The organism is Salinivibrio sp. SS3, assembly GCF_001722105.1.
Classification (GTDB): domain Bacteria; phylum Pseudomonadota; class Gammaproteobacteria; order Enterobacterales; family Vibrionaceae; genus Salinivibrio; species Salinivibrio kushneri.
Map to the genome: position 1 here is coordinate 57,252 of NZ_MEBQ01000012.1, position 23,516 is coordinate 80,767.

23 protein-coding genes and 1 pseudogene are annotated in these 23,516 nt (G+C 53.1%); 15 read left to right on the forward strand and 9 right to left on the reverse strand.

Going from position 1 to position 23,516, the window contains the following annotated elements:
• Positions 1 to 61 precede the first annotated feature (61 nt).
• The gene (locus BGL48_RS06385; protein ID WP_069361876.1) at positions 62 to 2,503 is read right to left on the reverse strand and encodes a bifunctional aspartate kinase/homoserine dehydrogenase II; all 2,442 of its coding nucleotides are present in this window, start codon (positions 2,501 to 2,503) and stop codon (positions 62 to 64) included.
• Between the two features lie 61 nt (positions 2,504 to 2,564).
• Positions 2,565 to 3,731: a cystathionine gamma-synthase gene (gene metB, locus BGL48_RS06390; RefSeq protein WP_069361877.1), complete on the reverse strand. Its 1,167-nt coding sequence runs from the start codon at positions 3,729 to 3,731 to the stop codon at positions 2,565 to 2,567.
• 186 nt (positions 3,732 to 3,917) lie between these two features.
• Between metB and metJ the strand changes: the two genes are divergently transcribed.
• Positions 3,918 to 4,235: a met regulon transcriptional regulator MetJ gene (metJ, locus tag BGL48_RS06395; RefSeq protein ID WP_069361878.1), complete on the forward strand. Its 318-nt coding sequence runs from the start codon at positions 3,918 to 3,920 to the stop codon at positions 4,233 to 4,235.
• 78 nt (positions 4,236 to 4,313) lie between these two features.
• On the opposite strand, the gene BGL48_RS06400 is transcribed toward metJ, so the two are convergent.
• Positions 4,314 to 5,558 carry a malic enzyme-like NAD(P)-binding protein gene (locus BGL48_RS06400; RefSeq protein WP_069361879.1) on the reverse strand — a complete coding sequence of 415 codons (1,245 nt, stop codon included), beginning with the start codon at positions 5,556 to 5,558 and terminating at the stop codon, positions 4,314 to 4,316.
• A gap of 258 nt (positions 5,559 to 5,816) precedes the next feature.
• Positions 5,817 to 6,032, reverse strand: a complete 216-nt coding sequence (gene rpmE / locus BGL48_RS06405; protein WP_046074736.1) for a 50S ribosomal protein L31 — start codon at positions 6,030 to 6,032, stop codon at positions 5,817 to 5,819.
• 216 nt (positions 6,033 to 6,248) lie between these two features.
• On the opposite strand from rpmE, the gene priA reads away from it, so the two are divergent.
• The 7 genes and pseudogenes from priA to rraA all read left to right on the forward strand — a co-directional run bounded on the left by priA (position 6,249) and on the right by rraA (position 13,985).
• The gene (gene priA, locus BGL48_RS06410; RefSeq protein WP_069361880.1) at positions 6,249 to 8,450 is read left to right on the forward strand and encodes a primosomal protein N'; all 2,202 of its coding nucleotides are present in this window, start codon (positions 6,249 to 6,251) and stop codon (positions 8,448 to 8,450) included.
• A gap of 169 nt (positions 8,451 to 8,619) precedes the next feature.
• Positions 8,620 to 9,630, forward strand: a pseudogene (gene cytR / locus BGL48_RS06415) (DNA-binding transcriptional regulator CytR); the annotation flags it as partial.
• A 72-nt stretch (positions 9,631 to 9,702) separates the two neighbouring features.
• Positions 9,703 to 10,260, forward strand: coding sequence for an SPOR domain-containing protein (locus tag BGL48_RS06420; protein ID WP_069361882.1), 558 nt, complete (start codon positions 9,703 to 9,705; stop codon positions 10,258 to 10,260).
• A gap of 150 nt (positions 10,261 to 10,410) precedes the next feature.
• Positions 10,411 to 10,947: an ATP-dependent protease subunit HslV gene (gene hslV, locus BGL48_RS06425; RefSeq protein WP_069361883.1), complete on the forward strand. Its 537-nt coding sequence runs from the start codon at positions 10,411 to 10,413 to the stop codon at positions 10,945 to 10,947.
• A gap of 2 nt (positions 10,948 to 10,949) precedes the next feature.
• Positions 10,950 to 12,281, forward strand: a complete 1,332-nt coding sequence (gene hslU, locus BGL48_RS06430; RefSeq protein WP_069361884.1) for an HslU--HslV peptidase ATPase subunit — start codon at positions 10,950 to 10,952, stop codon at positions 12,279 to 12,281.
• Between the two features lie 160 nt (positions 12,282 to 12,441).
• Positions 12,442 to 13,347, forward strand: a complete 906-nt coding sequence (locus tag BGL48_RS06435; protein WP_069361885.1) for a 1,4-dihydroxy-2-naphthoate polyprenyltransferase — start codon at positions 12,442 to 12,444, stop codon at positions 13,345 to 13,347.
• Between the two features lie 119 nt (positions 13,348 to 13,466).
• Positions 13,467 to 13,985: a ribonuclease E activity regulator RraA gene (gene rraA, locus BGL48_RS06440; protein WP_069361886.1), complete on the forward strand. Its 519-nt coding sequence runs from the start codon at positions 13,467 to 13,469 to the stop codon at positions 13,983 to 13,985.
• Between the two features lie 52 nt (positions 13,986 to 14,037).
• On the opposite strand, the gene zapB is transcribed toward rraA, so the two are convergent.
• Positions 14,038 to 14,280, reverse strand: a complete 243-nt coding sequence (gene zapB, locus BGL48_RS06445) for a cell division protein ZapB (RefSeq protein ID WP_069361887.1) — start codon at positions 14,278 to 14,280, stop codon at positions 14,038 to 14,040.
• Positions 14,281 to 14,571: 291 nt separating this feature from the next.
• Between zapB and glpX the strand changes: the two genes are divergently transcribed.
• The 4 genes from glpX (at position 14,572) to BGL48_RS06465 (ending at position 17,663) form a co-directional block, all read left to right on the forward strand.
• On the forward strand, positions 14,572 to 15,579 hold the full coding sequence (gene glpX / locus BGL48_RS06450) for a class II fructose-bisphosphatase (RefSeq protein WP_069361888.1): 1,008 nt from the start codon (positions 14,572 to 14,574) through the stop codon (positions 15,577 to 15,579).
• A gap of 119 nt (positions 15,580 to 15,698) precedes the next feature.
• Positions 15,699 to 16,319, forward strand: coding sequence for a helix-turn-helix transcriptional regulator (locus tag BGL48_RS06455; protein ID WP_069361889.1), 621 nt, complete (start codon positions 15,699 to 15,701; stop codon positions 16,317 to 16,319).
• A 9-nt stretch (positions 16,320 to 16,328) separates the two neighbouring features.
• Positions 16,329 to 17,072, forward strand: a complete 744-nt coding sequence (locus BGL48_RS06460) for a ferredoxin--NADP reductase (RefSeq protein ID WP_069361890.1) — start codon at positions 16,329 to 16,331, stop codon at positions 17,070 to 17,072.
• Positions 17,073 to 17,309: 237 nt separating this feature from the next.
• Positions 17,310 to 17,663 carry a DUF3135 domain-containing protein gene (locus tag BGL48_RS06465; protein WP_069361891.1) on the forward strand — a complete coding sequence of 118 codons (354 nt, stop codon included), beginning with the start codon at positions 17,310 to 17,312 and terminating at the stop codon, positions 17,661 to 17,663.
• A gap of 38 nt (positions 17,664 to 17,701) precedes the next feature.
• Here BGL48_RS06465 and BGL48_RS06470 read toward each other — a convergent pair whose 3' ends face one another.
• Complete coding sequence (locus BGL48_RS06470) at positions 17,702 to 18,064, reverse strand: 5-carboxymethyl-2-hydroxymuconate Delta-isomerase (RefSeq protein WP_069361892.1); 363 nt, start codon at positions 18,062 to 18,064, stop codon at positions 17,702 to 17,704.
• Positions 18,065 to 18,327: 263 nt separating this feature from the next.
• Here BGL48_RS06470 and tpiA point away from each other — a divergent pair, with 263 nt between their 5' ends.
• Positions 18,328 to 19,095, forward strand: coding sequence for a triose-phosphate isomerase (gene tpiA / locus BGL48_RS06475; RefSeq protein WP_069361893.1), 768 nt, complete (start codon positions 18,328 to 18,330; stop codon positions 19,093 to 19,095).
• A gap of 56 nt (positions 19,096 to 19,151) precedes the next feature.
• Here tpiA and BGL48_RS06480 read toward each other — a convergent pair whose 3' ends face one another.
• The 3 genes from BGL48_RS06480 to BGL48_RS06490 all read right to left on the reverse strand — a co-directional run bounded on the left by BGL48_RS06480 (position 19,152) and on the right by BGL48_RS06490 (position 21,763).
• Positions 19,152 to 19,616, reverse strand: coding sequence for a tRNA (cytidine(34)-2'-O)-methyltransferase (locus BGL48_RS06480; protein WP_069361894.1), 465 nt, complete (start codon positions 19,614 to 19,616; stop codon positions 19,152 to 19,154).
• A 63-nt stretch (positions 19,617 to 19,679) separates the two neighbouring features.
• Positions 19,680 to 21,080, reverse strand: coding sequence for an envelope stress sensor histidine kinase CpxA (gene cpxA / locus BGL48_RS06485; protein WP_069361895.1), 1,401 nt, complete (start codon positions 21,078 to 21,080; stop codon positions 19,680 to 19,682).
• A complete protein-coding gene (locus tag BGL48_RS06490) occupies positions 21,068 to 21,763 on the reverse strand; it encodes a response regulator (RefSeq protein WP_069361896.1) in 696 nt (231 codons plus the stop codon). Before BGL48_RS06490 ends, cpxA begins: the two co-directional genes overlap by 13 nt.
• Before the next feature lie 167 nt (positions 21,764 to 21,930).
• Here BGL48_RS06490 and BGL48_RS06495 point away from each other — a divergent pair, with 167 nt between their 5' ends.
• Both BGL48_RS06495 and fieF read left to right on the forward strand, forming a co-directional pair.
• Positions 21,931 to 22,386, forward strand: coding sequence for a Spy/CpxP family protein refolding chaperone (locus BGL48_RS06495; protein ID WP_083238465.1), 456 nt, complete (start codon positions 21,931 to 21,933; stop codon positions 22,384 to 22,386).
• Positions 22,387 to 22,462: 76 nt separating this feature from the next.
• Positions 22,463 to 23,353: a CDF family cation-efflux transporter FieF gene (gene fieF, locus BGL48_RS06500; RefSeq protein WP_069361898.1), complete on the forward strand. Its 891-nt coding sequence runs from the start codon at positions 22,463 to 22,465 to the stop codon at positions 23,351 to 23,353.
• Positions 23,354 to 23,516: the final 163 nt, after the last annotated feature.

Sequence of the window (23,516 nt, forward strand, 5' to 3'; positions counted from 1 at the left end):
ACACAAAAAAAGCTGCCTCCGCAACGCGTAGACAGCTTGATCACGGTTATCCACGAGCAAACTAGTGAAGGCGACTTATCAAGCGATTTAAGTCGGATTGAATGGCGCCCGCCGTGACATTGCGTCCCGCCCCAGGGCCACGAATCACCAAGGGATTCTCGCGATACCAATGGCTTTCAATCGCAAACACATTATCGCACGGCAACAGATGAGCCAGTGGGTGCTCGCTGGGTAAGGTTTCTAGGCTCACTTGCGCTTTACCGTCAGCATTTAAGCGCGCGACATAGCGGAGCACTGACCGGTTTTTATGCGCCTTGTCTAATCGCTCTTGTAGTTGTTCATCCATTTGGTGGGCATGATCAAGAAACGCATCCAAAGACAGATCAGCCAGTGATTTAGGCACCAGGGACTCGACCTTGACCTGCTCTGGCTCAAGCGACATGCCCGCTTCGCGTGCCAAAATCACCAATTTACGCACCACGTCGGCACCCGACAGATCATCCCGCGGATCAGGCTCGGTGAGCCCTTGCTGCCATGCTTGTTCCAGTAATACGCTGAATGGCACTTCTCCACTAAATTGCAAGAACAGCCACGACAAGGTACCAGAAAAGATCCCAGACAGCGCAACAATCGTGTCGCCACTTTCACGCAGATCTTGCACCGCGTAGTTAATGGGTAACCCTGCGCCCACGGTCGCATTGTAGAGCCAATGGCGCCCGGTTTTGCTAAACGCCTGCTGAATCGCGTGATACTGCTCGGCTGGCGCCGCCCCCGCTTCTTTATTCGCGGAGATTAAGTGAAAGCCATGCTCTGCCAGTCGCGGGTATAAGTACGCTAATGACGCACTGGCGGTGACATCCAATACAATCACATCGTCATACGGGTGATTAAGTAGGCGGGTGAGCCACTCGTCATCAAAATAAGGCTCGCAACGCTCATCAAAACCCTCTAATACCTGCGTGGCATCAATGCCGGCGAAATCAAGCCACTGGTTGCGACTGTCCACCACTGAGATCAATGACACTTCCTTGCCATGACGTTTTTCCAGGTGTGCTTTTTGCTCGGCAAAAAGGCTTAACCAGCGGGTACCAATATTGCCTTTGCCCACCAACACCAAACCGATCCGGCGCTGGGCTTGAAACAAGGCATCATGCAAGCTAGCGACGAGGGCTTGAGTATGTACTTGGCGAAGGATCGCCACCATGCTCAGCCCGGAAGCAGACTCACTGATAAACTCCACCGGTTGGGATTTCAATTGTTGATAAAAGCCATGGCAATGGACGGGATTGTTCACCACGCCCGCTCCTACGGCCGCCACCATGGTAAAGCCTTCACGCAGTTTGAGTTCAGCCGAAAGGCCAGCATCTTGGATTTGCGCCATCACCAACGCCACCACTTCTGTGGTAAATGCCAACAATATTCGGTATTGATCGTCTTGATAATCGGTTGCCAGTGGCTGCACCTTCAGCTGTGACAAAATCCGACTAAGCTCCTGCTTTATCGCCTGAAAGTCTTGTCCTCGCGCAACATCAAACTGGAGTAAGCTTACCTCATCCAACGCCGTAATGATTTTTGCCCCGCGCCCGGTGGCTAATACGCGTTCAATACGTGTTGAGCCGCTATCCGGCGCTTGGGTGCAACGCAAGGTTAGGTCGGTGGCACTTTGCGCTACCGGCTGTAAGGTGCGGCTATGCAGCACAGGGGCAGCCAGACGCGCCAGCTCGCCGGCCTCGTCAAGACGAATCAAAGGTAGCAAACAGGCATTATCAACATGGCGAGGATCGGCGCTATACACCCCGGCGACATCACTCCAAATAGTCACACGGCTGACGCCCGCCAGCGCCCCCAAGACAGTAGCCGAGTAATCGGAGCCATTGCGCCCCAACAGCACCGTCTCTCCCGCTTGGTTTTGTGCCATAAACCCGGTGAACACCACATGTATATCGCTATGCTGCGAAAGCTGATTTTGCAGCAAAGGCCAGGACGCCCCCCGATCCACTTCTGGTTGAGCGGCGCGCTCGGCGCGCAAACACTGGCGTGAGTCTAACATCACCGCCGCACGCTGATGCTGCTTCAATAACTGGGCCAACAGGCGCGCCGACCAGACCTCACCAAAACCTTGCACGTAAGCTTTGTCATTTTCACTCACGCCCTTATCGCCCAGCGACGCGATGGTGGCAATATCCGCATAAAGTGCATCCACCAGCTGTTGTTTTGTCTCTCCATCCACCAAGTTTTCAATCAAATCTTGCTGGAAGGCGCGCACCGTTTGCAAGGTCTCATGCGCCACTCGTCCATCCTTGTCTAATTGCGCCAACCACATGATCAGCTGGTTAGTGGTTTTTCCTGCCGCAGATACCACGATCAAGTCTTGCTGGCTCGCATGCGCGGTCAATACATCGACCACGCGGCGATAGCAATCAGGGCTCGCAAGGCTACTGCCACCAAACTTGTGTAATTGGCGTGGTGACTCTGGGGACGTTTCCATCGGTTGCGCATGCATGGCAAGGTCTCTCTTAATGTCTATCAATCTCGGTAAAACGGCGCGCACGGCGGCGCAGCCTCTATCGGGGGTTGCCCCCTAAACGGGCAAAAGCATTCGCCAAATCGGCGACCAAATCTTGCGCATCTTCTAATCCAATCGACAAGCGTAATAAGGTCGGCGAAATGCCGGCTTCTGCTTGCGCTGCGTCACTCATGGCTCGGTGCGTCATCGAGCCAGGGTGAGTGATCAAGCTTTCCACGCCCCCTAGCGATTCGGCCAGAGCAAATAACGAAAGGCCGTCGATAAACCGCGCCACACCGGCTTGGTCGGTCTCTAACTCTAGGCTCAGCATGCTACCAAACCCCGCTTGCTGACGCGCCGCAATTTGGTGACCAGGGTGAGAGGCCAACCCGGGATAGTATATTTTCCGCACCGCCGGCACCGTTTGTAGGTAGCTCAGTACCGCTTCAGTGTTGTGCTGGTGTTGTTTAACGCGCGCGCCCAGTGTACGCAACCCTCGCAATGTCATATAACTGTCAAAGGCATTGCCCGTCGCCCCTAAGCAATTTCCCCACCAAGCCAGTGTGTCTGCCAATTCATCCGTACGCGCGACCACCACGCCACCGACAATATCGGAGTGACCATTAATAAACTTGGTGGTGGAATGGACCACCATATCCGCGCCCAGCGCAAACGGCTTTTGCAAGGCGGGCGATAAAAAGGTGTTATCCACCACCACCCGGGCCCCAACTTGATGGGCCTTTTGGCTTATTTCTGCGATATCGACCACGCGTAGAAGTGGATTAGATGGAGTTTCCACCAGCACCAACTTGGGCTGCTTAGCCAATGCCTGCGCCAACGCCTCATGGTCGGATTGATCGACAAAACTCACCTGCCAAATGCCTTGTTTGGCGCGTGATTCGAGCAAGCGATAGGTGCCGCCATAACAATCGTGCGGGGCGACGATATGATCGCCTGCCTCCAATAGAGATAACACCAAGTTTATCGCCGACATGCCACAGTTAGTCACTACCGCACCCGCGCCCCCCTCTAAGTCAGTCAGCGCTTGTTCCAACTGCGCACGCGTTGGGTTGCCGCCTCGCGCGTAGTCGTAGGTAGGCACATCCCCCAGAGCCGGGAAACGGTAATTGGTCGATAAATACAAGGGAGGCACTACCGCATGGTGCTGGGTGTCGGTGCCAATCCCAGTGCGAACGGCGATGGTGTCGGTTTTTTTCTCAGTCATGATCTGTCCTTGCTAGTCTGGTTTGCGCATGGTGGGCGTGATCCAGGCGTCATACTGCCACCTTACCCGTCGCTTTTTGGGACGTCAACACTTCTAGACGTCTACACTCCTTTGCATGTGGCGGTTAATATAGCTAAAATCTCCGCAGCATCATCCTGGGTATTCCTTAATCAAGATAGGTGAGACATGGCGCAGTGGAACGGCGACTACATTAATCCGTATGCCGAACATGGTAAAAAGAAAGAGCAGGTAAAGAAGATCACCGTCTCTATCCCATTAAAAGTACTAAAAATTCTTACTGATGAGCGCACTCGTCGTCAGGTGCAAAACCTGCGTCACGCGACCAACAGCGAGTTGTTGTGTGAGGCATTTCTTCATGCCTACACCGGTCAACCTCTGCCAACCGATGACGATATCCGTAAGGATAAACCCGACAGCATCCCCGCCGAAGCGCGTCGGATCATGAAAGAGCTGGGTATCGAATTCGACGATAGCGAATACTAAAAAAACCCGCCAACCGGCGGGTTTTTCATTACCTGCAGCATCGTGCTGTCTGCCACTTGCGCATGGCAACATGCCTCGCTACATCATATAGTTTTCTGGCATCTCGATACGAGCTACGCCGGTTTCGACGGCCGCCAGCGCCACTGCACGTGCTACTTTCGGCAACAAACGCGCGTCCATGGGCTTGGGAATGATGTAATCAGGACCAAAGCTGAGCGAAGACAAGCCGGCGGCGTCTAATACTGTTTGTGGCACCGGCTCTTTGGCTAAACTGCGAATGGCCTCGACCGCGGCCAGTTTCATCGCATTGTTAATTTCACTGGCACGCACATCCAATGCACCACGGAAAATAAACGGGAAACAGAGTACGTTATTGACCTGGTTGGGGTAATCCGAACGCCCGGTTCCCATGATCAGATCATCACGGACTTGATGTGCCACATCCGGGTGGATTTCAGGATCCGGATTCGAGCAGGCAAATATCACGGGCTTGTCTGCCATCAGCTTCAAGGCCTCTGGTGAGAGTAAGTCTGGGCCAGATACGCCAACGAACATGTCCGCGCCTTCAATCACATCTTCGAGGGTACGTTTATCGGTGTTATTGGCAAACAGCTGCTTGTATTTGTTGATATCATCACGGCGCGTATGGATCACGCCTTTACGATCCAACATATAGATTTTTTCTCGCTGCGCACCACATTTTATTAATAGCTCCATACAGGCAACCGCGGCCGCGCCAGCACCCATGCACACCACCGTCGCCTCACGGATATCTTTGCCTTGTAGCTCGAGCGCGTTAAGCATGCCGGCAGCAGTCACGATGGCAGTACCGTGTTGGTCATCATGGAATACAGGCACTTCGCACCGTGCAATCAGTTGTTTTTCAATTTCAAAACAATCAGGGGCTTTAATATCTTCGAGGTTGATACCGCCAAAGGTGTCAGCAATATTGGCCACGGTATCAACGAACTCATCAATAGTGCGGTGTTTCACTTCAATATCAATCGAGTCCAAACCGGCAAAACGCTTGAATAATAACGCTTTACCTTCCATGACGGGCTTAGAAGCCATGGGGCCTAAGTTCCCCAATCCCAAAATCGCGGTGCCGTTTGAGATCACCGCCACCATGTTGCCTTTACCCGTATAGCGGTAAACCGCATCCGCGTCTTGCGCTATCTCTCGCACCGGCTCAGCAACGCCAGGACTATACGCTAGGGCGAGATCCGCGGCCGAGTCGGCCGGTTTGCTCAATTCAACAGAAATTTTTCCGGGAGTAGGGTATGCATGATAATCCAGCGCTTGCTGGCGTTTATCGTCCGACATCTAGTGTTCCTAATTATTATCGTGAAGGGATAGATAACCAATATCGCCAGGGAAGCGTGAACGATATTAGCCAGACACTCGACAAACCACACAGGGAAGGTTTGCATTCGCATAAAGATGGTAACGCAGGGAGCAAACGTCCACCAGTGCTAACACGCATTCGCGATGATGCTCGGACCTGTTGCCCCAATACAAGGACGATACGATCAAAAAAAGGGACGCTGATGCGTCCCTTCTCTGTATTCGGTCAATAGCGGCTTATTTTTTGCTGCTAAGGGCACCGAAACGCTTCTTAAAGCGGTCAACACGGCCACCGGTATCAAGGATACGCTGCTTACCAGTGTAGAATGGGTGACACTTGTCACACACGTCTAGGTAGATGTCTTTGCCTAGAGTTGTGCTGAACGCGAATTCGTTACCGCAAGAGCATTTTGCTGTGACGGCTTTGTACTCTGGATGGATACCAGCTTTCATAGGGATAACCTCATCTTGAAGGCCGTGTCGCTCTCCCGATCCTAAGCCGGGCACCACACGTCGTTAACAAACATTTTCTAAGGCGCGCAATTCTAATCAAGCGCCCTCTTTTTCGCAACTTTTTTGTGCAATCATAGCGCCAGCTGAAAGGCATCAAGGCTTTGCCAACGTGTGGCTAACCGTTACACTGAGATTCCTTCTGGCCAATAAGATGTTGTGATGGAACAATTTGCTCAGGTAGCGTTGCCTGTCCCTTTGCCGAAAACCTTTGATTACCGTATCGCAGACGATCAGCATCCGGTCGTCGGCGGGCGCGTCAAGGTGCCGTTTGGACGCCAGCATAAAGTCGGCATCGTTACCGGCTTGTCGTCCACGGCCAGTGTGGAAACCAGCCAACTCAAAGCAATTGATACCGTACTCGACGCGCAACCGGTCTGGACCCCCGCCGTTTATAACCTTTTGCAGTGGGCCAGTCGCTTTTACCATCACCCGCTTGGCGATGCGATGGGGGCGGTGATGCCGACTTCGCTGCGTAAAGGACGCCCGGCGACATTACAGCAACAAAAATGGTGGCAAATTACCGAATCAGGACAAAACCAACCTCTATCAGGCCTGAGCCGCGCCCCCAAACAAGCCCGAGTGTTGCAGCTGCTCACTCACGGCCCGGCCACCCAAGCCGACTTAATCGAACAAGACATCGGCGCGCCGGTACTAAAAACAGTGGCAGAAAAAGGCTGGATCGCGCCCTACTCGCCCCCTTCTCAGGCCAATGCTTGGGTAAAAAGCTTTGCGGTCACCGAAGAAAAGCCGACGCTTAATCACGAGCAAGCGATGGCGGTTGCCACCCTCAATGCCAGCGATGGTTTTGCCTGCGCGTTATTAGAGGGGATCACAGGCTCAGGCAAAACCGAGGTTTACCTCAATGTGCTAGAACCGGTGCTCGCACGCGGCCAGCAGGCGCTAATCTTGGTGCCAGAAATTGGCCTGACACCACAAACCATTCGCCGTTTTGAGCGTCGCTTTGCTGTCCCTGTGACCGTGATGCATTCAGGGCTCAGCGATACCGACCGTCTCAACGCTTGGCTGGCCGCACGCGAAAACCAAGCAGCCATTGTGATTGGTACCCGCTCTGCACTTTTTACCCCCATGGCAAAGCTTGGCATCATCATTATCGATGAGGAACACGACCCCTCTTATAAACAGCAAGATAGCTTTCGTTATCACGCCCGCGATCTGGCCGTCATGCGGGGTTATGAAGAAAACGTACCGGTGATCTTGGGCTCAGCCACGCCGTCTCTAGAGAGCTTGCATAACGCAAAAACCGGTAAATACCAGTACCTCAAACTGACTCAACGTCCTGGTAATGCGGTCACCGCCCGGCAAGGGATACTCGATATCAAAGGCCATCATCTGGAAGCCGGCTTATCCGCACCACTGATTGCCGAAATGCGCCAGCACCTGCAACAAGGCAATCAGGTGATGTTGTTTTTAAATCGCCGTGGTTATGCGCCGGCGATGATGTGCCATGAGTGTGGCTGGCTGGCGAACTGCCAACGCTGTGATGCCTACTACACCCTTCATCAGCGACACCAAGAGTTACGCTGCCATCACTGCGGCCACCAAAAACGAGTGCCCCCGCAATGTGGCGACTGTGGTTCTACCCAGTTGATTAGTGTTGGCGTAGGCACCGAGCAACTCGAATCCCAGCTTGGCGAGTTATTTCCCGAATACAATACCGTTCGCATTGATCGCGATAATACCCGGCGAAAAGGGAGCCTTGAAGGTTACTTGGCCGATATTGAAAAAGGTGAGTATCAAATTCTACTGGGCACGCAAATGCTCGCCAAAGGCCATCACTTTCCTAACGTCACCCTGGTCGCCTTAGTCGATGTGGACGGGGCGCTGTTCAGCAATGATTTTCGCGCGCCTGAGCGTTTAGCCCAATTGATGGTTCAGGTGGCCGGGCGCGCCGGCCGCGCCAGCAAACCAGGTACTGTGTTATTACAAACCCACCATCCAGATCACGCCCTGATCCAATCTTTGGTGCACCAAGGCTATCAAGCCTTTGCCGAATCGGCGTTAAATGAACGGCGTCAGGCATGGCTGCCGCCTTACACGTTTCTTAGCCTCTTTCGCGCCGATGGGCATGAAGAAAACAGTGTCCAGCAGTTTTTACAACAAGTCCGTCAAACACTGGCTGCCTCACCGGTTCAACAGGATGAATGTCATATTATGGGGCCGATGCCCGCCGCGATGGCGAAACGCGCGGGTCGCTATCGGTGGCAACTCCTCATTCAAGCGCCCAGCCGAAAAGTGATGCAGCAATGGCTCCAGGTGGCACTTCCGGCCATCCAACAGCTCCCCCTGTCACGTAAAGTCAGATGGTCATTAGACGTCGAGCCGCAAGACCTTTCTTAATATTCCCTTGCAGTAAAGCGACAGCAATCACACTTTCATTGCAATAAGTGTTAGCTTGTCCGTGTTTAAATCGGACAAGGCTAGGTAGAATAAGGCCGCAATTGGCTAAGAGAACAGGTCAGATGAGCTAATAACTGTCTGATCTCACAATACAGATAACAAGAGGACTGTCATTATGGCGACAATGAAGGACGTTGCCCACATTGCCGGTGTATCTACAGCAACCGTATCACGCGCGCTGATGAACCCTGAAAAGGTCTCGGCCACAACCCGTAAAAAGGTTGAGCAAGCGGTCGTAGAAGCTGGCTATTCCCCTAACTCACTTGCGCGTAATCTACGCCGCAACGAGTCCAAAACCATCGTCGCTATCGTCCCGGATATCTGCGATCCTTACTTTAGTGAGATCATCCGCGGGATCGAAGAAGCGGCGATGGAGCACGGTTACCTGGTTTTGCTCGGTGATAGTGCCCAACAACACCACCGCGAAAACTCATTCGTCAACTTGGTGTTCACCAAGCAGGCAGACGGCATGCTACTGCTGGGCGCCGATGTGCCCTTTGATGTGAGTAAGCCCGAGCAGAAAAACCTGCCCCCGCTGGTGATGGCCTGTGAGTATGCCCCGGATCTTGAACTGCCGACGGTGCATATCGACAACCTAACTGCCGCGTTTGAGGCGGTCAATTACCTCACCCAAGTCGGCCACACCCGTATCGCCAATATTACTGGGGTACCAGAAACCGCACTGACACAATTCCGCTCGCAAGGCTATCAGCAAGCGCTACAGCGCGCGGGGATTACCGTCAACCCAGCCTACAGCGTGGTGGGGGATTTCAGCTTTGCCTCGGGGGCACGGGCGATGACCAACCTACTCTCCCTGCCCGAGCCACCCACCGCCGTCTTCTGTCATTGCGACGTGATGGCCGTGGGCGCGATGCAACAAGCCAAACGCTTAGGCATGCGCGTACCGCAAGATATTTCGATTGTCGGATTTGATGACATCCAGTTTGCGGAATATTGCGATCCTCCCCTGACCACCGTCTCCCAACCTCGCTATGACATTGGTCGTCAGGCCATGTTAATGCTGCTCAACACCTTACAAGGGCGTGAAGTGAACGCAGGATCACGGCTTTTAGATGCCAAGTTAGTGATCCGTGAGAGCGTTGCCCCACCGTCTCGGTAGTAAGACTGGTCAGCACGGGTCGAAGCCAGTAACATGAACGCTTTACTGGCTTTTTGAATTTGAATATTTGCTGTGGCAACTCGTGATTACGTAAAACGTGGTAAAGCACCGCGTAAAAAAAATACCCGTCGGCAACCACCCAAAGCGCGTGCTCGTTTCCCATTAAAGTGGGCGTTACTGGCTGTCTGCTTGGTTGGCGCGTTTGGCTATGGCCTGTACCTATTGAGCAACACTGACGCGCCCGCGCCTAAACCGGCAACAAACGCACAGCCTCAGCCTTCCGCGCAGAGCGATAAGGCACATCTGCCTAAAAAGCCTGAAGAAAAATGGAGTTACATCGAGGAGCTGGAGAGTAAAGAAGTGGAAGTGAAGGCCAAAGCACTGCCACAATCCACGCGTCCTTATCTGATGCAATGCGGCGCGTACCGCAGTCAAGATCAGGCGAATGAGCGTAAAGCGATCATTGCCTTTCAAGGGCTAGAAAGCCAAATCAAGATAAGCCAAGGGGAAAAAGGCACCTGGTACCGCGTAGTATTGGGTCCTTACCCGCGTAAGCGTCAAGCAGAGCGTGACCGTAATATGCTCCGACGCGCCGGAGTTGAACCTTGTGCCATTTGGTACTGGGAATAACACTGCTGCATTGTATCGGCTGGGCCAAGTCTATTCCTTGCCCAGCCTTGATTGAAATCCTCTCCTCACCCCTTGAAAAGTGATCGGTAAAGCCCAACCTCATACAGTAATCACCCATCTGGTGTACCAGACACAAAGAAAGAGGTTCCCGTGACTACAATCGTCTCCGTTCGTCGCGAAGGTAAAGTGGTTATTGCTGGCGATGGCCAAGTGTCACTCGGCAATACTGTCATGAAAGGCAATGCCCGAAAAGTTCGCCGTTTGTATAACGGCCAAGTACTCGCCGGATTTGCTGGTGGCACTGCTGACGCCTTCACCTTATTTGAGCGCTTCGAGCGCAAGCTTGAACTGCACCAAGGTCACCTAACCAAAGCGGCGGTTGAACTTGCTAAAGAATGGCGCACTGATCGCGCACTGCGTCGATTAGAGGCCCTACTGGCCGTCGCCGATGAAACCGCCTCATTAATCATTACGGGTAACGGCGATGTGGTTGAACCCGAACGCGATTTGATCGCTATTGGCTCTGGCGGCAACTATGCCCAAGCCGCCGCGGTTGCTATGCTTGAAAACACGGCGTTAGATGCCCGCGAGATCGCAGAGAAAGCGCTAACCATCGCCGGTGATATATGTGTGTTTACTAACCAGCAACACACGGTTGAAGAACTCGAGAGTAAGAAACAGGATTAGTGATGTCTGAAATGACTCCACGCGAAATCGTGCATGAGCTTGACCGTCACATTATCGGTCAAGACAATGCCAAACGTGCGGTGGCGATCGCACTGCGAAACCGCTGGCGCCGAATGCAGCTTGCCGAAGAGCTGCGTGCGGAAGTCACCCCAAAAAACATCTTGATGATAGGTCCAACTGGTGTGGGCAAAACAGAGATCGCTCGCCGGTTGGCACGACTCGCGAACGCGCCTTTTATCAAGGTGGAAGCCACCAAATTCACCGAAGTGGGTTATGTAGGGAAAGAAGTAGAAACCATTATTCGCGATCTCGCGGATGTGGCGATGAACATGACCCAGCAGCAAGCGATGGAAAAGGTCAAATTCCGCGCAGAAGAACAAGCAGAAGATCGTATCCTCGATATCTTGCTGCCACCAGCACGCGACGCATGGGGCCAAAACGAGGACAGCCAAGAGGACTCTTCAACGCGGCAGAGCTTTCGTAAAAAGTTACGCGAAGGCCAGCTTGATGATAAAGAAGTGGAAGTCGATGTCGCCGCCCCACAAATGGGCGTAGAAATCATGTCGCCACCAGGCATGGAAGAGATGACCAACCAGCTGCAAAGCATGTTCCAAAACCTCGGTGGCAACAGCACCAAAAAGCGTAAGATGAAGATCAAAGACGCCATGAAAGCGCTGACCGAGGAAGAAGCCGCCAAGCTGGTTAACCAAGAAGAAATCAAAGAGCAAGCCATCCACATGGTGGAGAACAACGGTATCGTGTTCGTGGATGAAATCGATAAGATCTGTAAATCAGGCAACACCAGCGGTGGCGATGTGTCTCGCGAAGGGGTGCAACGCGATCTCTTGCCATTGGTCGAAGGCAGCACAGTGTCCACCAAGCACGGGATGATCAAAACCGACCATATCTTGTTTATCGCCTCGGGCGCTTTCCAAGTATCACGGCCGTCTGATCTGATCCCTGAATTGCAAGGCCGCTTGCCCATCCGTGTTGAGCTTGAAGCACTATCTACCGATGACTTCAAGCGGATCCTCACCGAGCCAAATGCCTCGCTCACCCAGCAATATACCGCACTGCTGAAAACCGAAGACATTGATCTGACGTTTGAGGAAAGTGGTATTGATGAGCTGGCCTCTGCCGCATGGCGTGTGAACGAGAAAACCGAAAACATCGGTGCCCGTCGTCTACATACCTTGATGGAGCGCTTGATGGAAGAGGTCTCATACGACGCCAGCGAGCGTGCCGGTCAAAGCGTCACCGTCGATGCCGATTATGTCCGCCGCCACCTCGAAGAGTTAGTTGACGACGAAGATTTGAGTCGTTTCATCCTCTAAGCGTGCGAGAGACCACAACACTAGGGCAGCAAACGCTGCCCTTTTTTGCATCAAAAGTTGAGCTAGCGCAATAGCAAGTCGGATTTCAGCCAACAATGGGTTACTCCTCTCCCCGCTTGCGCGATAATAGTGGCATCGTTTTTTCGTCTTGAGGATCGCTATGCGGCCTTCTACTCTTGCGATATGGCTGGATGCGGCGCGACCTAAAACCCTACCGCTGGCCGTTACCTCGATTTTGTCCGGCAGTGCTGTCGCCGCCTCACAAGGGAGCCTGTCATGGTCAATCAGCTTGATGGCGCTGGTGACTGCCTTATTGCTGCAGATCCTGTCTAACCTCGCGAACGACTATGGTGATGCACTAAAAGGCACGGATAACGCGACGCGTATCGGCCCCATGCGTGCCATCCAATCCGGCCATGTCAGCCTGACCACCATGCGCCGCGCGCTCATGCTCAATATTGGTTTGACCCTACTCAGTGGTGGCTCACTGATTGCGATAGCCTGCCAACAACCGACCGACATTATCAGTTTCTTGCTGCTTGGCGTGATGGCGATAGTGGCAGCCATTACCTACACCGTGGGCAACAAACCGTATGGCTATCGCGGGCTAGGGGATTTATCGGTACTGATGTTTTTTGGCTGGCTCGGGGTGGCCGGCACCTACTATTTGCAGGTCGGTCATATTGATTCTTTAATCATACTTCCTGCCACCGCTTGCGGCTTGCTGGCGGTGGGCGTATTAAACATCAACAATTTACGAGATATTGATAACGATCGCGCTTGTGGTAAGCATACCTTGGTGGTGCGTTTAGGGCCGGAGCGCGGGCGTCAGTATCACGTGATCTTGCTGGCCGGCGCGATCGTTTGTTATTCCTTGTTTGCTGCCCTTACCTTGCAAGCTTGGTTGGGTTGGTTGTTCCTCGCTGGTGTCCCATTTCTGGCGCGCCACGGGCGTGACGTCTATCAAGCCACTAATGCCAGCGCCCTGCGCCCCATGATGGGAACCATGGTGCGTTGTGCACTGATCACTAATGGCCTGTTTATGACGGGTATGCTGTTGGTCTAATTAGGCCACAGATTGGCCGCTTTAACATTGCAAACCCTTATGGGCTCGTTATACTTGGACTTGCCATGTTGGCAACGCTAGCTTGCCAGCCTTTTTCTGCCTCAACAAGAAGTTAGACTATGGAATATAATACCTCGGAACTATGCGACATGTACCCCGAACACGTGGATGTCGTGGAGCCAATGTTTAGCTCTTATGGGGGCCGCAGCTCGTTTGGTGGCCAAATTACCACAGTAAAATGCTTTGAGGACAATGGGTTAATTCGTGAAATGGCCGAGCAAGACGGCGAGCAGCGAATTATGCTGATTGATGGCGGCGGTTCGTTACGTCGCGCCCTTATTGACGGCGAGATTGCGCAGCTTGCCGCTGACAACGACTGGGCTGGCATGATTGTTTACGGTTGTGTTCGTGATGTCGATACCATCGATGAAATCGATATCGGCATTCAAGCACTGGCTTCGATTCCAGTGGGGACTGATGAGCAAGGTATCGGTGAAACGGATGTCCCCGTCAACTTTGGCGGCGTCACTTTCTTGCCCGATGATCATGTTTATGCCGACACCACTGGCGTGATCCTTTCACCGGATGCGCTGACCATGGCAGACGAAGACCTCGACGATGCGGAAGACGACGACTGACTCGTCGTCTGATACCGAATAGCAAAACAGAGCCAATTGGCTCTGTTTTTGTTTATTCAACGTTCTCAATTTTACCTAGCAAGGTCCGAATGCGATCTTGCCATGCTTGCTGCTCATCGCGCAGTTTAGCGTTCTCCTGCTCAAGCTGCTCACGGCGCTCTTTTTCCGCGACGGCATCTTGCTCTAGTGAGCCGTTCTTTTCTTTGAGTTCTTCGATTTCCATTTGTAGCAGCGAAATGGTATCCACCGCCATTTGTACTTTAGCTTCGAGTTGTTCTAATACTTCCAATGACATCAAGGCCACCTTATTTCTGACGATTGATCCCGTTACTGCCTCATGCGCAGCAACCCGTGCAACGGAACGTGCACCCCGGCTTTATTGTACTCAGGTGATACCAGACTGCCACTGTTCTCGCTACCTGCTCGCGTACAAGTGCGCAAAAAAGCAGCGCCTTTTGTCATCGCCCTTCCGGATGAGACAAAAACGCCCGCCCCGACTCCACGCAAACGTTTTCTCTTTCTGGTAGACTTGCGCGCAAATTGGGCTAAGGCCCGTCTTAGTGTGGCTGACATTTCCGGAGTACTGATGAAACGTGATCTCGCATTGGCATTCTCGCGCGTAACCGAAGGCGCAGCATTGGCTGGGTACAAATGGCTGGGGCGTGGAGACAAGAACGCGGCAGATGGTGCGGCGGTTGAAGTAATGCGCACCCTGCTTAACCTCACCGATATCGACGGTGAAATCGTGATAGGGGAAGGTGAAATTGATGATGCCCCCATGCTCTACATTGGCGAACAGGTCGGTTTAGGCGGCGATGCGGTCGATATCGCCGTTGACCCGATTGAGGGCACGCGAATGACAGCCATGGGGCAAGCCAACGCATTGGCAGTCCTCGCCGCTGGCGAGAAAGGCAGCTTTTTAAAAGCCCCTGATATGTACATGGAAAAACTGGTCGTCGGCCCCGGTGCCAAAGGGGCGATTGACCTCAATAAGCCTTTGCTCGACAACCTCGAAAACGTCGCGATAGCGTTGGGTAAACCACTCGACAGCTTGGTGGTCGCCACCTTGGCCAAACCGCGTCATGATGAAATCATTGCCAGCATGCAGGCGCAAGGGATCCGTGTCTTTGCCTTCCCCGATGGGGATGTGGCGGCCTCTATTCTCACCTGTATGCCAGAAAGTGAAGTCGATGTGATGGTTGGCATTGGCGGTGCACCAGAAGGTGTGGTATCCGCGGCCGTGATCCGGGCCCTGGGCGGCGATATGCAAGGACGATTGCTACCACGTCACGACGTGAAAGGGGATACCCCAGACAACCGCTTGCTCGGTGAACAAGAAATGACACGATGCGCGCAAATGGGGATTACCGCTCATCAGGTGTTGACGCTATCGGACATGGCCAGCAGTGATAATGTGGTATTTGCGGCGACTGGGATCACCAAAGGCGATCTGCTCGATGGCATTACCCGACACGGGGATTTAGCCACCACAGAAACCTTGGTGGTACGCGGGCAATGCCGCACCATTCGTCGGATCCGTTCGACCCATTATTTAAGTCGCAAAGATACGGCGATCAAACCGCACATCCTGTAACCCCAGTGGCCGTGAATACGGCCCTAGACTGGTCAAGCCCGTCGATTTCGATTATCCTTTTATAAAGAGTTTACTTTATTTATTTGCGACGACACGATTGGGGTAATCGAAATCGAATCATGAAGTCCACTGACCGCATTCTACACACCATCAAACGCGAAGGCAGCGTAAGTGCGAAAGTCTTGGCCGATCAGCTCGGCATGACCACCATGGGCGTACGTCAGCATTTGCAAAGCTTAGAGCGCGATGGCTTGGTCGACTTTGAGGATATCCGCGCTAAAGTGGGCAGACCTTCTCGTCATTGGTCCCTAACCGCCCAGGGTCATCGGCGGTTTGCCGACAGCCACCATGATTTATCGATTACCCTTATCGATTCCGTGCAAAACGTGTTTGGCGAGCAAGGTGTTGCCGATGTCATTGCCCAACGTGAAGCCGCCACCTTTGCCCAATATCAAGACGCACTCAAAGATTGCGATAATTTAGAGGCTAAATTGCGAACCTTGACGTATCTTAGAGAGAGCGAGGGATATATGGCCGAGCTTCATCAAGACGGCACCGACTATATACTGATTGAACATCACTGCCCTATCTGTCATGCAGCGAAGTCCTGTCCGGCGTTATGCCGCTCAGAAATCCAGTTATTCCGCCACCTGCTCGGTGAGGCCTATCGGGTCGAACGCGAAGAGCACATTGTCTCTGGACAGCGCCGCTGCACATATCGTATTGGAGAAAAGACGTGAGGAGGTAATATGGCCACTTGGATCAAGGCTGAGGTCGTGGAGAACCAACATTGGACAAAGGATCTCTTCAGCCTGGTGTTATCCGCCCCTGTCGAGCCGTTTAAGGCAGGCCAATTCACAAAACTCGGCATGGAGATCGATGGCAAGTTGATCCAGCGTGCCTACTCGTTCGTGAATCCTCCACAAAGTAAATATTTAGAAGTTTATGCCACCCGTGTCGCCGACGGGTTAATGTCACCCCGCCTCCACGCGCTTGAGCCGGGTGACAACGTGATGATTACGCAAGATCCGGCTGGCTACTTTACCCTCGATGAAGTGCCGCAAGGCCAACACCTTTGGATGTTTGCCACTGGCACGGCAATCGGCCCGTACATTTCACTCATGGAACAAGGCGAGCTGTGGTCACGTTTTCGTAAAGTGATATTGGTGCATGCCGTACGCTTCGCCGCCGATTTAACCTATCAAGCACGCATTAACGCGCTGCAAGAAAAGTATCCCGATCAGTTGGTGGTTCAACCTTTCGTCAGCCGCGAGCCAACCGCGGGCGCGCTCTCTGGACGCGTGACCCACGCACTGGAAGATGGGCTACTCGAGCGGGTAGTGGGTCTGCCCCTCACGCCTGAACACAGCCAAGTGATGCTGTGTGGCAACCCGGCCATGGTCAAAGAAGTGAAAACACTCTTAGAAGGTAAAGGACTGAGCAAAAACCTGCGCCGTAAACCAGGCAACGTGACCACCGAGCACTACTGGTAAGCCGATCCCCTGCTTTGCTGACACGCATACGGTAAAGCAGGGCATTTTTATCGACGAGAATTAATCACAAAAACCCATTCGGATTCAGTCGATTGCCCCCGCCTCCGTCTGCATCCTCATTCAGGCCGCCAATATAGCCAGACATCGCTTATTTGATCCCCTCCAGCCTCCGGCTCATAGTTAAATTAACGCTTTGGTAACACGATCAGATGATCGGCGGCGTGTAAGGAGTAAGCGATGAAGACCCTACCCTCTTTCGATGAGTTGGCGGCACTGGCTGAGTCAGACCCACACGCATTAGAAGCATTGAGGCTTAGTATGAGTGAAGATGTCATCGCCAATGCATCTTACGCCACCCAACCTCAGCTACATGCGATGTTAAGCCATATCAATCGAATGATAGATCATGGTAAGAACCCATTACACGTCAATATGATGTTGTTCCAAGCACTGACGCGCCAGTATTCGCGCTTTGCCACCGCGTTTACCGCCCCCGATGAACTATGCCGTCATCAGGCGGACATTATGGACTTTCGCGTTGGGCAGGCCGCGAAAAAAGGCGTGACAAAAGGATCGGACCGTCCCACTTAGCCACCCTTGTGTGAGTGTCCTACACCCGCATAAATGCGCTACATCGCGCGCGTGGTACCCACCCACTTACGGTAGCTACTGGTATCCATATCACGGACGTCTACCGTAAGACTACTGACGTGCCCGGCATGCTCACGCAGCGGCACGGTCAACGCATCACTGATCGCTTCTTTTTGCTGGGTACTGCGCCCCGCGAGTAACCGAAATTCAACATGAACAAACTCACTGCGATCTGCCTGTGCCCCCACACGCCACACACCGCACGGTACCGCGCGTGATTTTAAGGCCTCGGGGTCGAAGCTGCCGGTAGCAATCGCAGCACGGTGTAAGTCATCCACCAGTTGATCAATATTGACGCGCTCGGCCAGTGCGTCTGTGTATTCCATTACCAGATGGGGCATAAAACCTCCCTCCATTAAACACGCCCACGCGTATAGTGCCGAAAGTCTTGCCTTACCACGAGCGCGACTGTCACACTTTTGTCGATACCCGCCTGCCCTTATGATGAAAATTTACTACCTAAGGTTCCCTTTTTGGCCTAAAACGGGTAAAAACGAAAGCATTCTCGCCATTCTATGATTTTAAACAGAGAAGGCCGCGCTACAATAGACTACCTTCTTTACATCTTTTGACTTCAAATCAACTAAACCGCGGAGGAATTCCTATGCGCCGTCCATTGGTAATGGGTAACTGGAAACTCAATGGCAGCAAAGCCATGGTCACTGAACTGCTTAACGGCCTTAACGCTGAACTGAAAGGCGTTGAAGGCGTCGATGTGGCCGTTGCGCCACCAGTGATGTATTTGGCACAAGCTGAGCAACTGCTGGCTGATAGCGCGATTAAACTCGGTACGCAAAACGTCGATACACACAACAGCGGCGCATTCACCGGTGATATCTCTGCAGAGATGCTGAAAGACTTTGGTGCGACCCATATCATTATCGGCCACTCAGAGCGTCGCGAGTATCATCAAGAGTCTGACGAATTTGTCGCGCAGAAATTTGCTTTCTTGAAAGAAAACGGCCTCACGCCTGTGTTGTGTATCGGTGAGTCTGACGCGCAGAACGAAGCGGGTGAAACTCTCGCGGTATGCGCACGTCAGCTTGACGCTGTAATCCAATCACAAGGGGTTGAAGCCTTGAACGATGCCGTGATCGCCTATGAGCCAATCTGGGCAATTGGCACCGGTAAAGCGGCGACCGCGCAGCAAGCACAAGATATCCATGCAGCGATCCGCAAGCATATTGCGTCTTATAGTGAAGACGTGGCAAGCAAAGTCGTGATTCAATATGGTGGTTCTGTGAAAGCCGGCAACGCCGCTGAGCTGTTTGCAATGCCAGACATCGACGGCGCGCTCGTTGGCGGTGCCGCGCTTGACGCTGCTGGCTTTGCGGCGATTGCTAAAGCCGCGGCAGAAGCGAAAAAAGCGTAAATTACGCGCCGAAGACATGAAAGATCCACGCCCTCAGCCATCGCTGGGGGCGTTTTTTATTGCGCGCCATTAAAACCAAACTGCCGCCACGCTTCATACCCAATAATCGCCACGGCATTAGACAGGTTAAGGCTACGTGCCTCTGGCTGCATTGGAATCCGTAACCGCTGCGCGTCTGGTAATGCTTGGATCAACGTATCGGGTAAGCCGCGCGTTTCTGGCCCAAACAACAACACATCACCGTCCGCAAACGTCGCCTCAGTGTGAAACTGGGTGGCTTTGGTGGTACACGCAAAGATCCGCCGGCTGGCCATCGCTTTTGCAAACGCCGTGTAGTCCTGATGACGTGTCACACGCGCCAAATCATGATAATCCAATCCCGCGCGACGGACTTTCTTCTCGTCAAGATCAAAACCCAACGGCTCAATCAGATGTAAGTGCGCGCCGCAATTGGCACACAGGCGAATAATATTGCCCGTATTCGGTGCAATTTCAGGCTCATAGAGCGCAATATCAAACATGGCAGTAACCTGCAAAATCCAGCAAAGGCGGTATTGTCGCAACCGCTTGTGGATTGCGCAATATTAACCACATGGCCAGTATAAACACACCGCTAGCCCACCTTGTGGGCGGTTGGATGCGTTAACCTGCCCACCGTGCTGTTGAATCGCTTGTGCGGTAATCGCCAGTCCCAATCCTGAGCCGCCACTGTGGCGATCGCGCGCGGCCGATACCCGGTAAAACGGGCGGAAAATGTCTTTTAACATGCTCTCTGGCACCCCAGGCCCATCATCAACAACCGAGAGGCAGAGCTGTCCCGCGTCTCGTTCCACCTTGATGTGAACGTGTTGGCCGGCATAGTGAATGGCATTGCGTAATACGTTATCTAAGGCACTACGCGCCAGGCGCACATTAACGGTCAGCATGGCATCTGGGATCCCATTGCTGGTGACCTGCTTACCCTGTTGACCGGCTTCAAACTGGGCATCCTCTATCACTGTTTGCCACAAGGCATCAGCACTGATTCTTTCTCGCGCCAGGTGGCCTTGGGATTGTAAGCGTGACAAAGTGAGTAACTCGCTGATCAACGCCTCAAGTTGGCTCGCTTCGCGTTCAATTCTCGCTAACGCCTCGCTATCGCCCAGCTCACGCGCAGCGAGGGCCCGCGCCATTTGCAAACGCGTGAGCGGTGAGCGTAATTCATGAGAAATATCTGAGACCAGCTGTTGTTGTCCGGTCACCATCTGATTAAGTGCGGTCACCATTTGGTTAAAGCCCTGCCCCGCGTCGCGAAACTCCCTCGGGCCTTGCTCAAGATCAGAGTCTGTCACTAACTCCCCGTGGGCCACCCGTTGACTGGCCGCCTGAAAGCGCCTGGCCGGGCGCGTTAAGGTATACGCTAACCACAATAATAAAGGTGTGCTCACCAACATGGTGACACCTAATAAGTGCTCCGGCTTTTCCAATATTTTGAGGACAAAGGGCAGTCTGGGCTGCCAACGCCTGGCGTGATAAAAACGCCCCGACGCATCGGAGGTCTGGACCGGAAACGGCCCCGCGAACATGTGGCGATGATAGAGGCGTTGCAAAGGCTCGGCAGTGTCTGACGTTCGTGACATAAAGTGGCGTAACTCGCGAGGAAGCGCGTCGAGTGGTGCGCTGTCAGGCACCCAGTAGAGCTTGTTCGGTGTTCGGCGGTGTCCGTGATATTGATTTTGCCGTGCCACCAGCACAGAGATCGGTACCTCTCGGCGCTGCGCGATGGCCATCAATTTCTCAATCTGAGCTTGTATGCGCGCTTTTTCGACGGATGGGATCGCATGTAAGCTACGCGGGTCACCACGTTGTGCCCACATCACTGCCGCGAGCACCACCAGCAAAGTGAGCCAAAAAATAATAAAAACCCGACCATAAAGGCTGCCAAGAAAGGGTAATCGCGCCCAACGTTCACCGAGACGATGCCGCAGCGCTATTAATCGACCCATAAGTAACCTTTCCCGCGCAATGTTTTGATCCTTGGCTTACCATCAAGGCGCTCGGGCAGCTTCTTGCGTAAGTTGGAGATATGCACATCGACCGCCCGATCAAACGGCATTAAGCGCTTGCCCAGTACTTGTTCGCTAAGCAGGGCTTTACTTACCACTTCGCCAGGGTGATGAAGTAAACAGGCGAGCATTTCGGTTTCCATCCCCGTTAGCTCCACGGCCCTGTCTTGACATAGGGTTTCCAACCGGCGTGGGTAGACCCGCACGTCATGGTGGGCGAGGACAGGTTCCTCGTCCGATTGCGCCGGTTCAACGCCATCTCCCTGCGTCCGGCGTAAAATGGCACGCATTCGGGCAAGCAGTTCACGATCACTAAAGGGTTTAGCCAAATAGTCGTCCGCGCCTAATTCTAGTCCCATCACACGATCCACTTCCTCACCTCGCGCAGTGAGCATCAAAATCGCCACGTTGGAGGTCGCGCGTAGCTGGCGCAAGGTTTCCATCCCGTTGAGCACTGGCATCATCACATCTAGCAAAATGATATCGGGCGGTGACGCATTTGCCATCTCCAACCCCACTTGGCCGTTATCCGCGCAGCGCACCGCAAATCCCTCCAAAGACAGTAGTTCGCTCAGAAGGTCCGTTAACGCTGTGTCATCATCGATGATTAAAACCTGATACATGCTTTTACACTCACTCCCAAGGTGGCGTGTTTGTGACACCCAACAGGGTGTATTTCTATCATAGCGGCTCACACACATGCGTGACTTTACCCATCTTTACACCCAATAACGTCACTTTACATCCCAGTCCGTAGGCTACTAGGGTAAACATTCCAATTAGGAGAGAGATGATGAAACGCTTTACGATTGGCTTAGCACTTGCGGCAGTGACCCTTCCCACCTTGGCTGCCCCGCACTTTAGTGGTGGCATGGACCGCAGTCTGTGGCGTGATCTGGATTTGACCGCTGAGCAAAAGACGCAGCTTGAAGCATTGCGAGATGACTATCGCGCCCAGCGCCAACAAGCACGAAGCGACTTCCATACCAATATGCATACACTGCTTACCCAAGAGACGTTCGATGAAGCAGCGGTGCGCGACCTATTGTCGTCTCAGTCACAACCTAATATTGAGCGTCGCGTTAGCCATGCCCGCCATCAGCATGCGATGTTACACGTGCTGACCGCTGAGCAACAGAGCGCCTTTTTCGATGCGATGACGGAAAAGCGGGCGCAACGCGGCCACGGTCACCGTGGTAAAGGGGAGCATCGTCAACCGGGTCAAAAAGGTGACTGTTGGCGCTAAACCTGCGCCGTGTCATACGTTTGCCGTCAATGGCATATATACTGAGGGCAGTGTTAATTAACCGACTGCCCTCTGTATGACAAAAAAGTATGCGTTTTGGGTTGAAGCCGCGGCGTGGGCAGCCACCTGTGTGGCGACCCTTCTCCTGTTAGCCAAACTCATCGCGTGGTGGCTCACCGGCTCGGTCAGTGTGCTGGCCTCGTTTGTTGACTCATTGCTCGATTTGCTCGCCTCGCTCACCAACTTACTCGTGGTGCGCTATGCAGTACAACCGGCAGATAGCGAACACAGTTTTGGCCACGGTAAAGCCGAATCACTGGCCGCCTTGGCGCAATCCACCTTCATTATTGGCTCCGCCTCCTTCTTGCTGCTCAGTGGACTCGAACGTTTGTTCAAGCCTGTACCGATTGCCGCCCCTGAACTGGGGATTATGGTCAGTGTCGGTGCCACCGTGATCACCCTCGGCTTGGTGCTGTTTCAAAAGTGGGTGATCCGCAAAACCGCCAGCCCCGCCATCGCCGCCGATGCCCTTCATTATCAATCTGATTTATTAATGAATGTCGCGATTATTATTGCCCTTGGACTGAGTTGGTACGGCTGGACACACGCCGATGCCTGGTTTGCGATTGCCATCAGCCTGTTTATCTTATCGCAAGCGCTTAAAATGGCTTATGAGGCCATCCAATCACTACTCGATAGGCAATTACCGCTTGAAGAGCAAGAAAAAATTGCCGTGCTCTCCAGCTCAGTGGTTGGGGTGCACGGCATTCATCAATTGCGCACACGTCAGGCGGGGATGACAAAGTTTATCCAGTTACACATAGAGCTGGATGACGAGCTACCCTTAGTGGATGCACATACAATTGCCGATGAAGTGGAAGATAGGTTGCTCGTCGCCTTTCCCGGGGCAGATGTGATCATCCATCAAGATCCCAAATCGGTGGTGCCAAAAGAGGCAAAGGCGTGAGAGGTAACGTGAACAAAAGCTCATCGGGCTGACATGTATCAACTTTTTTTCTATAGCAATTGTAATACTATTACAGAAGTAGGAAAATTACAGTTTAAGCGATCGTCATTGCGGGTTCACTGGGGCAAGCAGGTTGCCATTACCGCAATCGGCACGAATTAAG

Coding starts and splice junctions, on each gene's coding strand:
- tpiA (WP_069361893.1), top strand. CDS start 18,328: ATGCGCCGTCCATTGGTAATGGGTAACTGGAAACTCAATGGCAGCAAA.
- fieF (WP_069361898.1), top strand. CDS start 22,463: ATGACAAAAAAGTATGCGTTTTGGGTTGAAGCCGCGGCGTGGGCAGCC.
- BGL48_RS06495 (WP_083238465.1), top strand. CDS start 21,931: ATGATGAAACGCTTTACGATTGGCTTAGCACTTGCGGCAGTGACCCTT.
- rraA (WP_069361886.1), top strand. CDS start 13,467: ATGGAATATAATACCTCGGAACTATGCGACATGTACCCCGAACACGTG.
- rpmE (WP_046074736.1), bottom strand. CDS start 6,032: ATGAAAGCTGGTATCCATCCAGAGTACAAAGCCGTCACAGCAAAATGC.
- BGL48_RS06470 (WP_069361892.1), bottom strand. CDS start 18,064: ATGCCCCATCTGGTAATGGAATACACAGACGCACTGGCCGAGCGCGTC.
- zapB (WP_069361887.1), bottom strand. CDS start 14,280: ATGTCATTGGAAGTATTAGAACAACTCGAAGCTAAAGTACAAATGGCG.
- metB (WP_069361877.1), bottom strand. CDS start 3,731: ATGACTGAGAAAAAAACCGACACCATCGCCGTTCGCACTGGGATTGGC.
- cpxA (WP_069361895.1), bottom strand. CDS start 21,080: ATGGGTCGATTAATAGCGCTGCGGCATCGTCTCGGTGAACGTTGGGCG.
- BGL48_RS06490 (WP_069361896.1), bottom strand. CDS start 21,763: ATGTATCAGGTTTTAATCATCGATGATGACACAGCGTTAACGGACCTT.
- BGL48_RS06455 (WP_069361889.1), top strand. CDS start 15,699: ATGAAGTCCACTGACCGCATTCTACACACCATCAAACGCGAAGGCAGC.
- BGL48_RS06465 (WP_069361891.1), top strand. CDS start 17,310: ATGAAGACCCTACCCTCTTTCGATGAGTTGGCGGCACTGGCTGAGTCA.
- metJ (WP_069361878.1), top strand. CDS start 3,918: ATGGCGCAGTGGAACGGCGACTACATTAATCCGTATGCCGAACATGGT.
- BGL48_RS06385 (WP_069361876.1), bottom strand. CDS start 2,503: ATGCATGCGCAACCGATGGAAACGTCCCCAGAGTCACCACGCCAATTA.
- BGL48_RS06435 (WP_069361885.1), top strand. CDS start 12,442: ATGCGGCCTTCTACTCTTGCGATATGGCTGGATGCGGCGCGACCTAAA.
- glpX (WP_069361888.1), top strand. CDS start 14,572: ATGAAACGTGATCTCGCATTGGCATTCTCGCGCGTAACCGAAGGCGCA.
- BGL48_RS06480 (WP_069361894.1), bottom strand. CDS start 19,616: ATGTTTGATATTGCGCTCTATGAGCCTGAAATTGCACCGAATACGGGC.
- hslU (WP_069361884.1), top strand. CDS start 10,950: ATGTCTGAAATGACTCCACGCGAAATCGTGCATGAGCTTGACCGTCAC.
- BGL48_RS06400 (WP_069361879.1), bottom strand. CDS start 5,558: ATGTCGGACGATAAACGCCAGCAAGCGCTGGATTATCATGCATACCCT.
- BGL48_RS06460 (WP_069361890.1), top strand. CDS start 16,329: ATGGCCACTTGGATCAAGGCTGAGGTCGTGGAGAACCAACATTGGACA.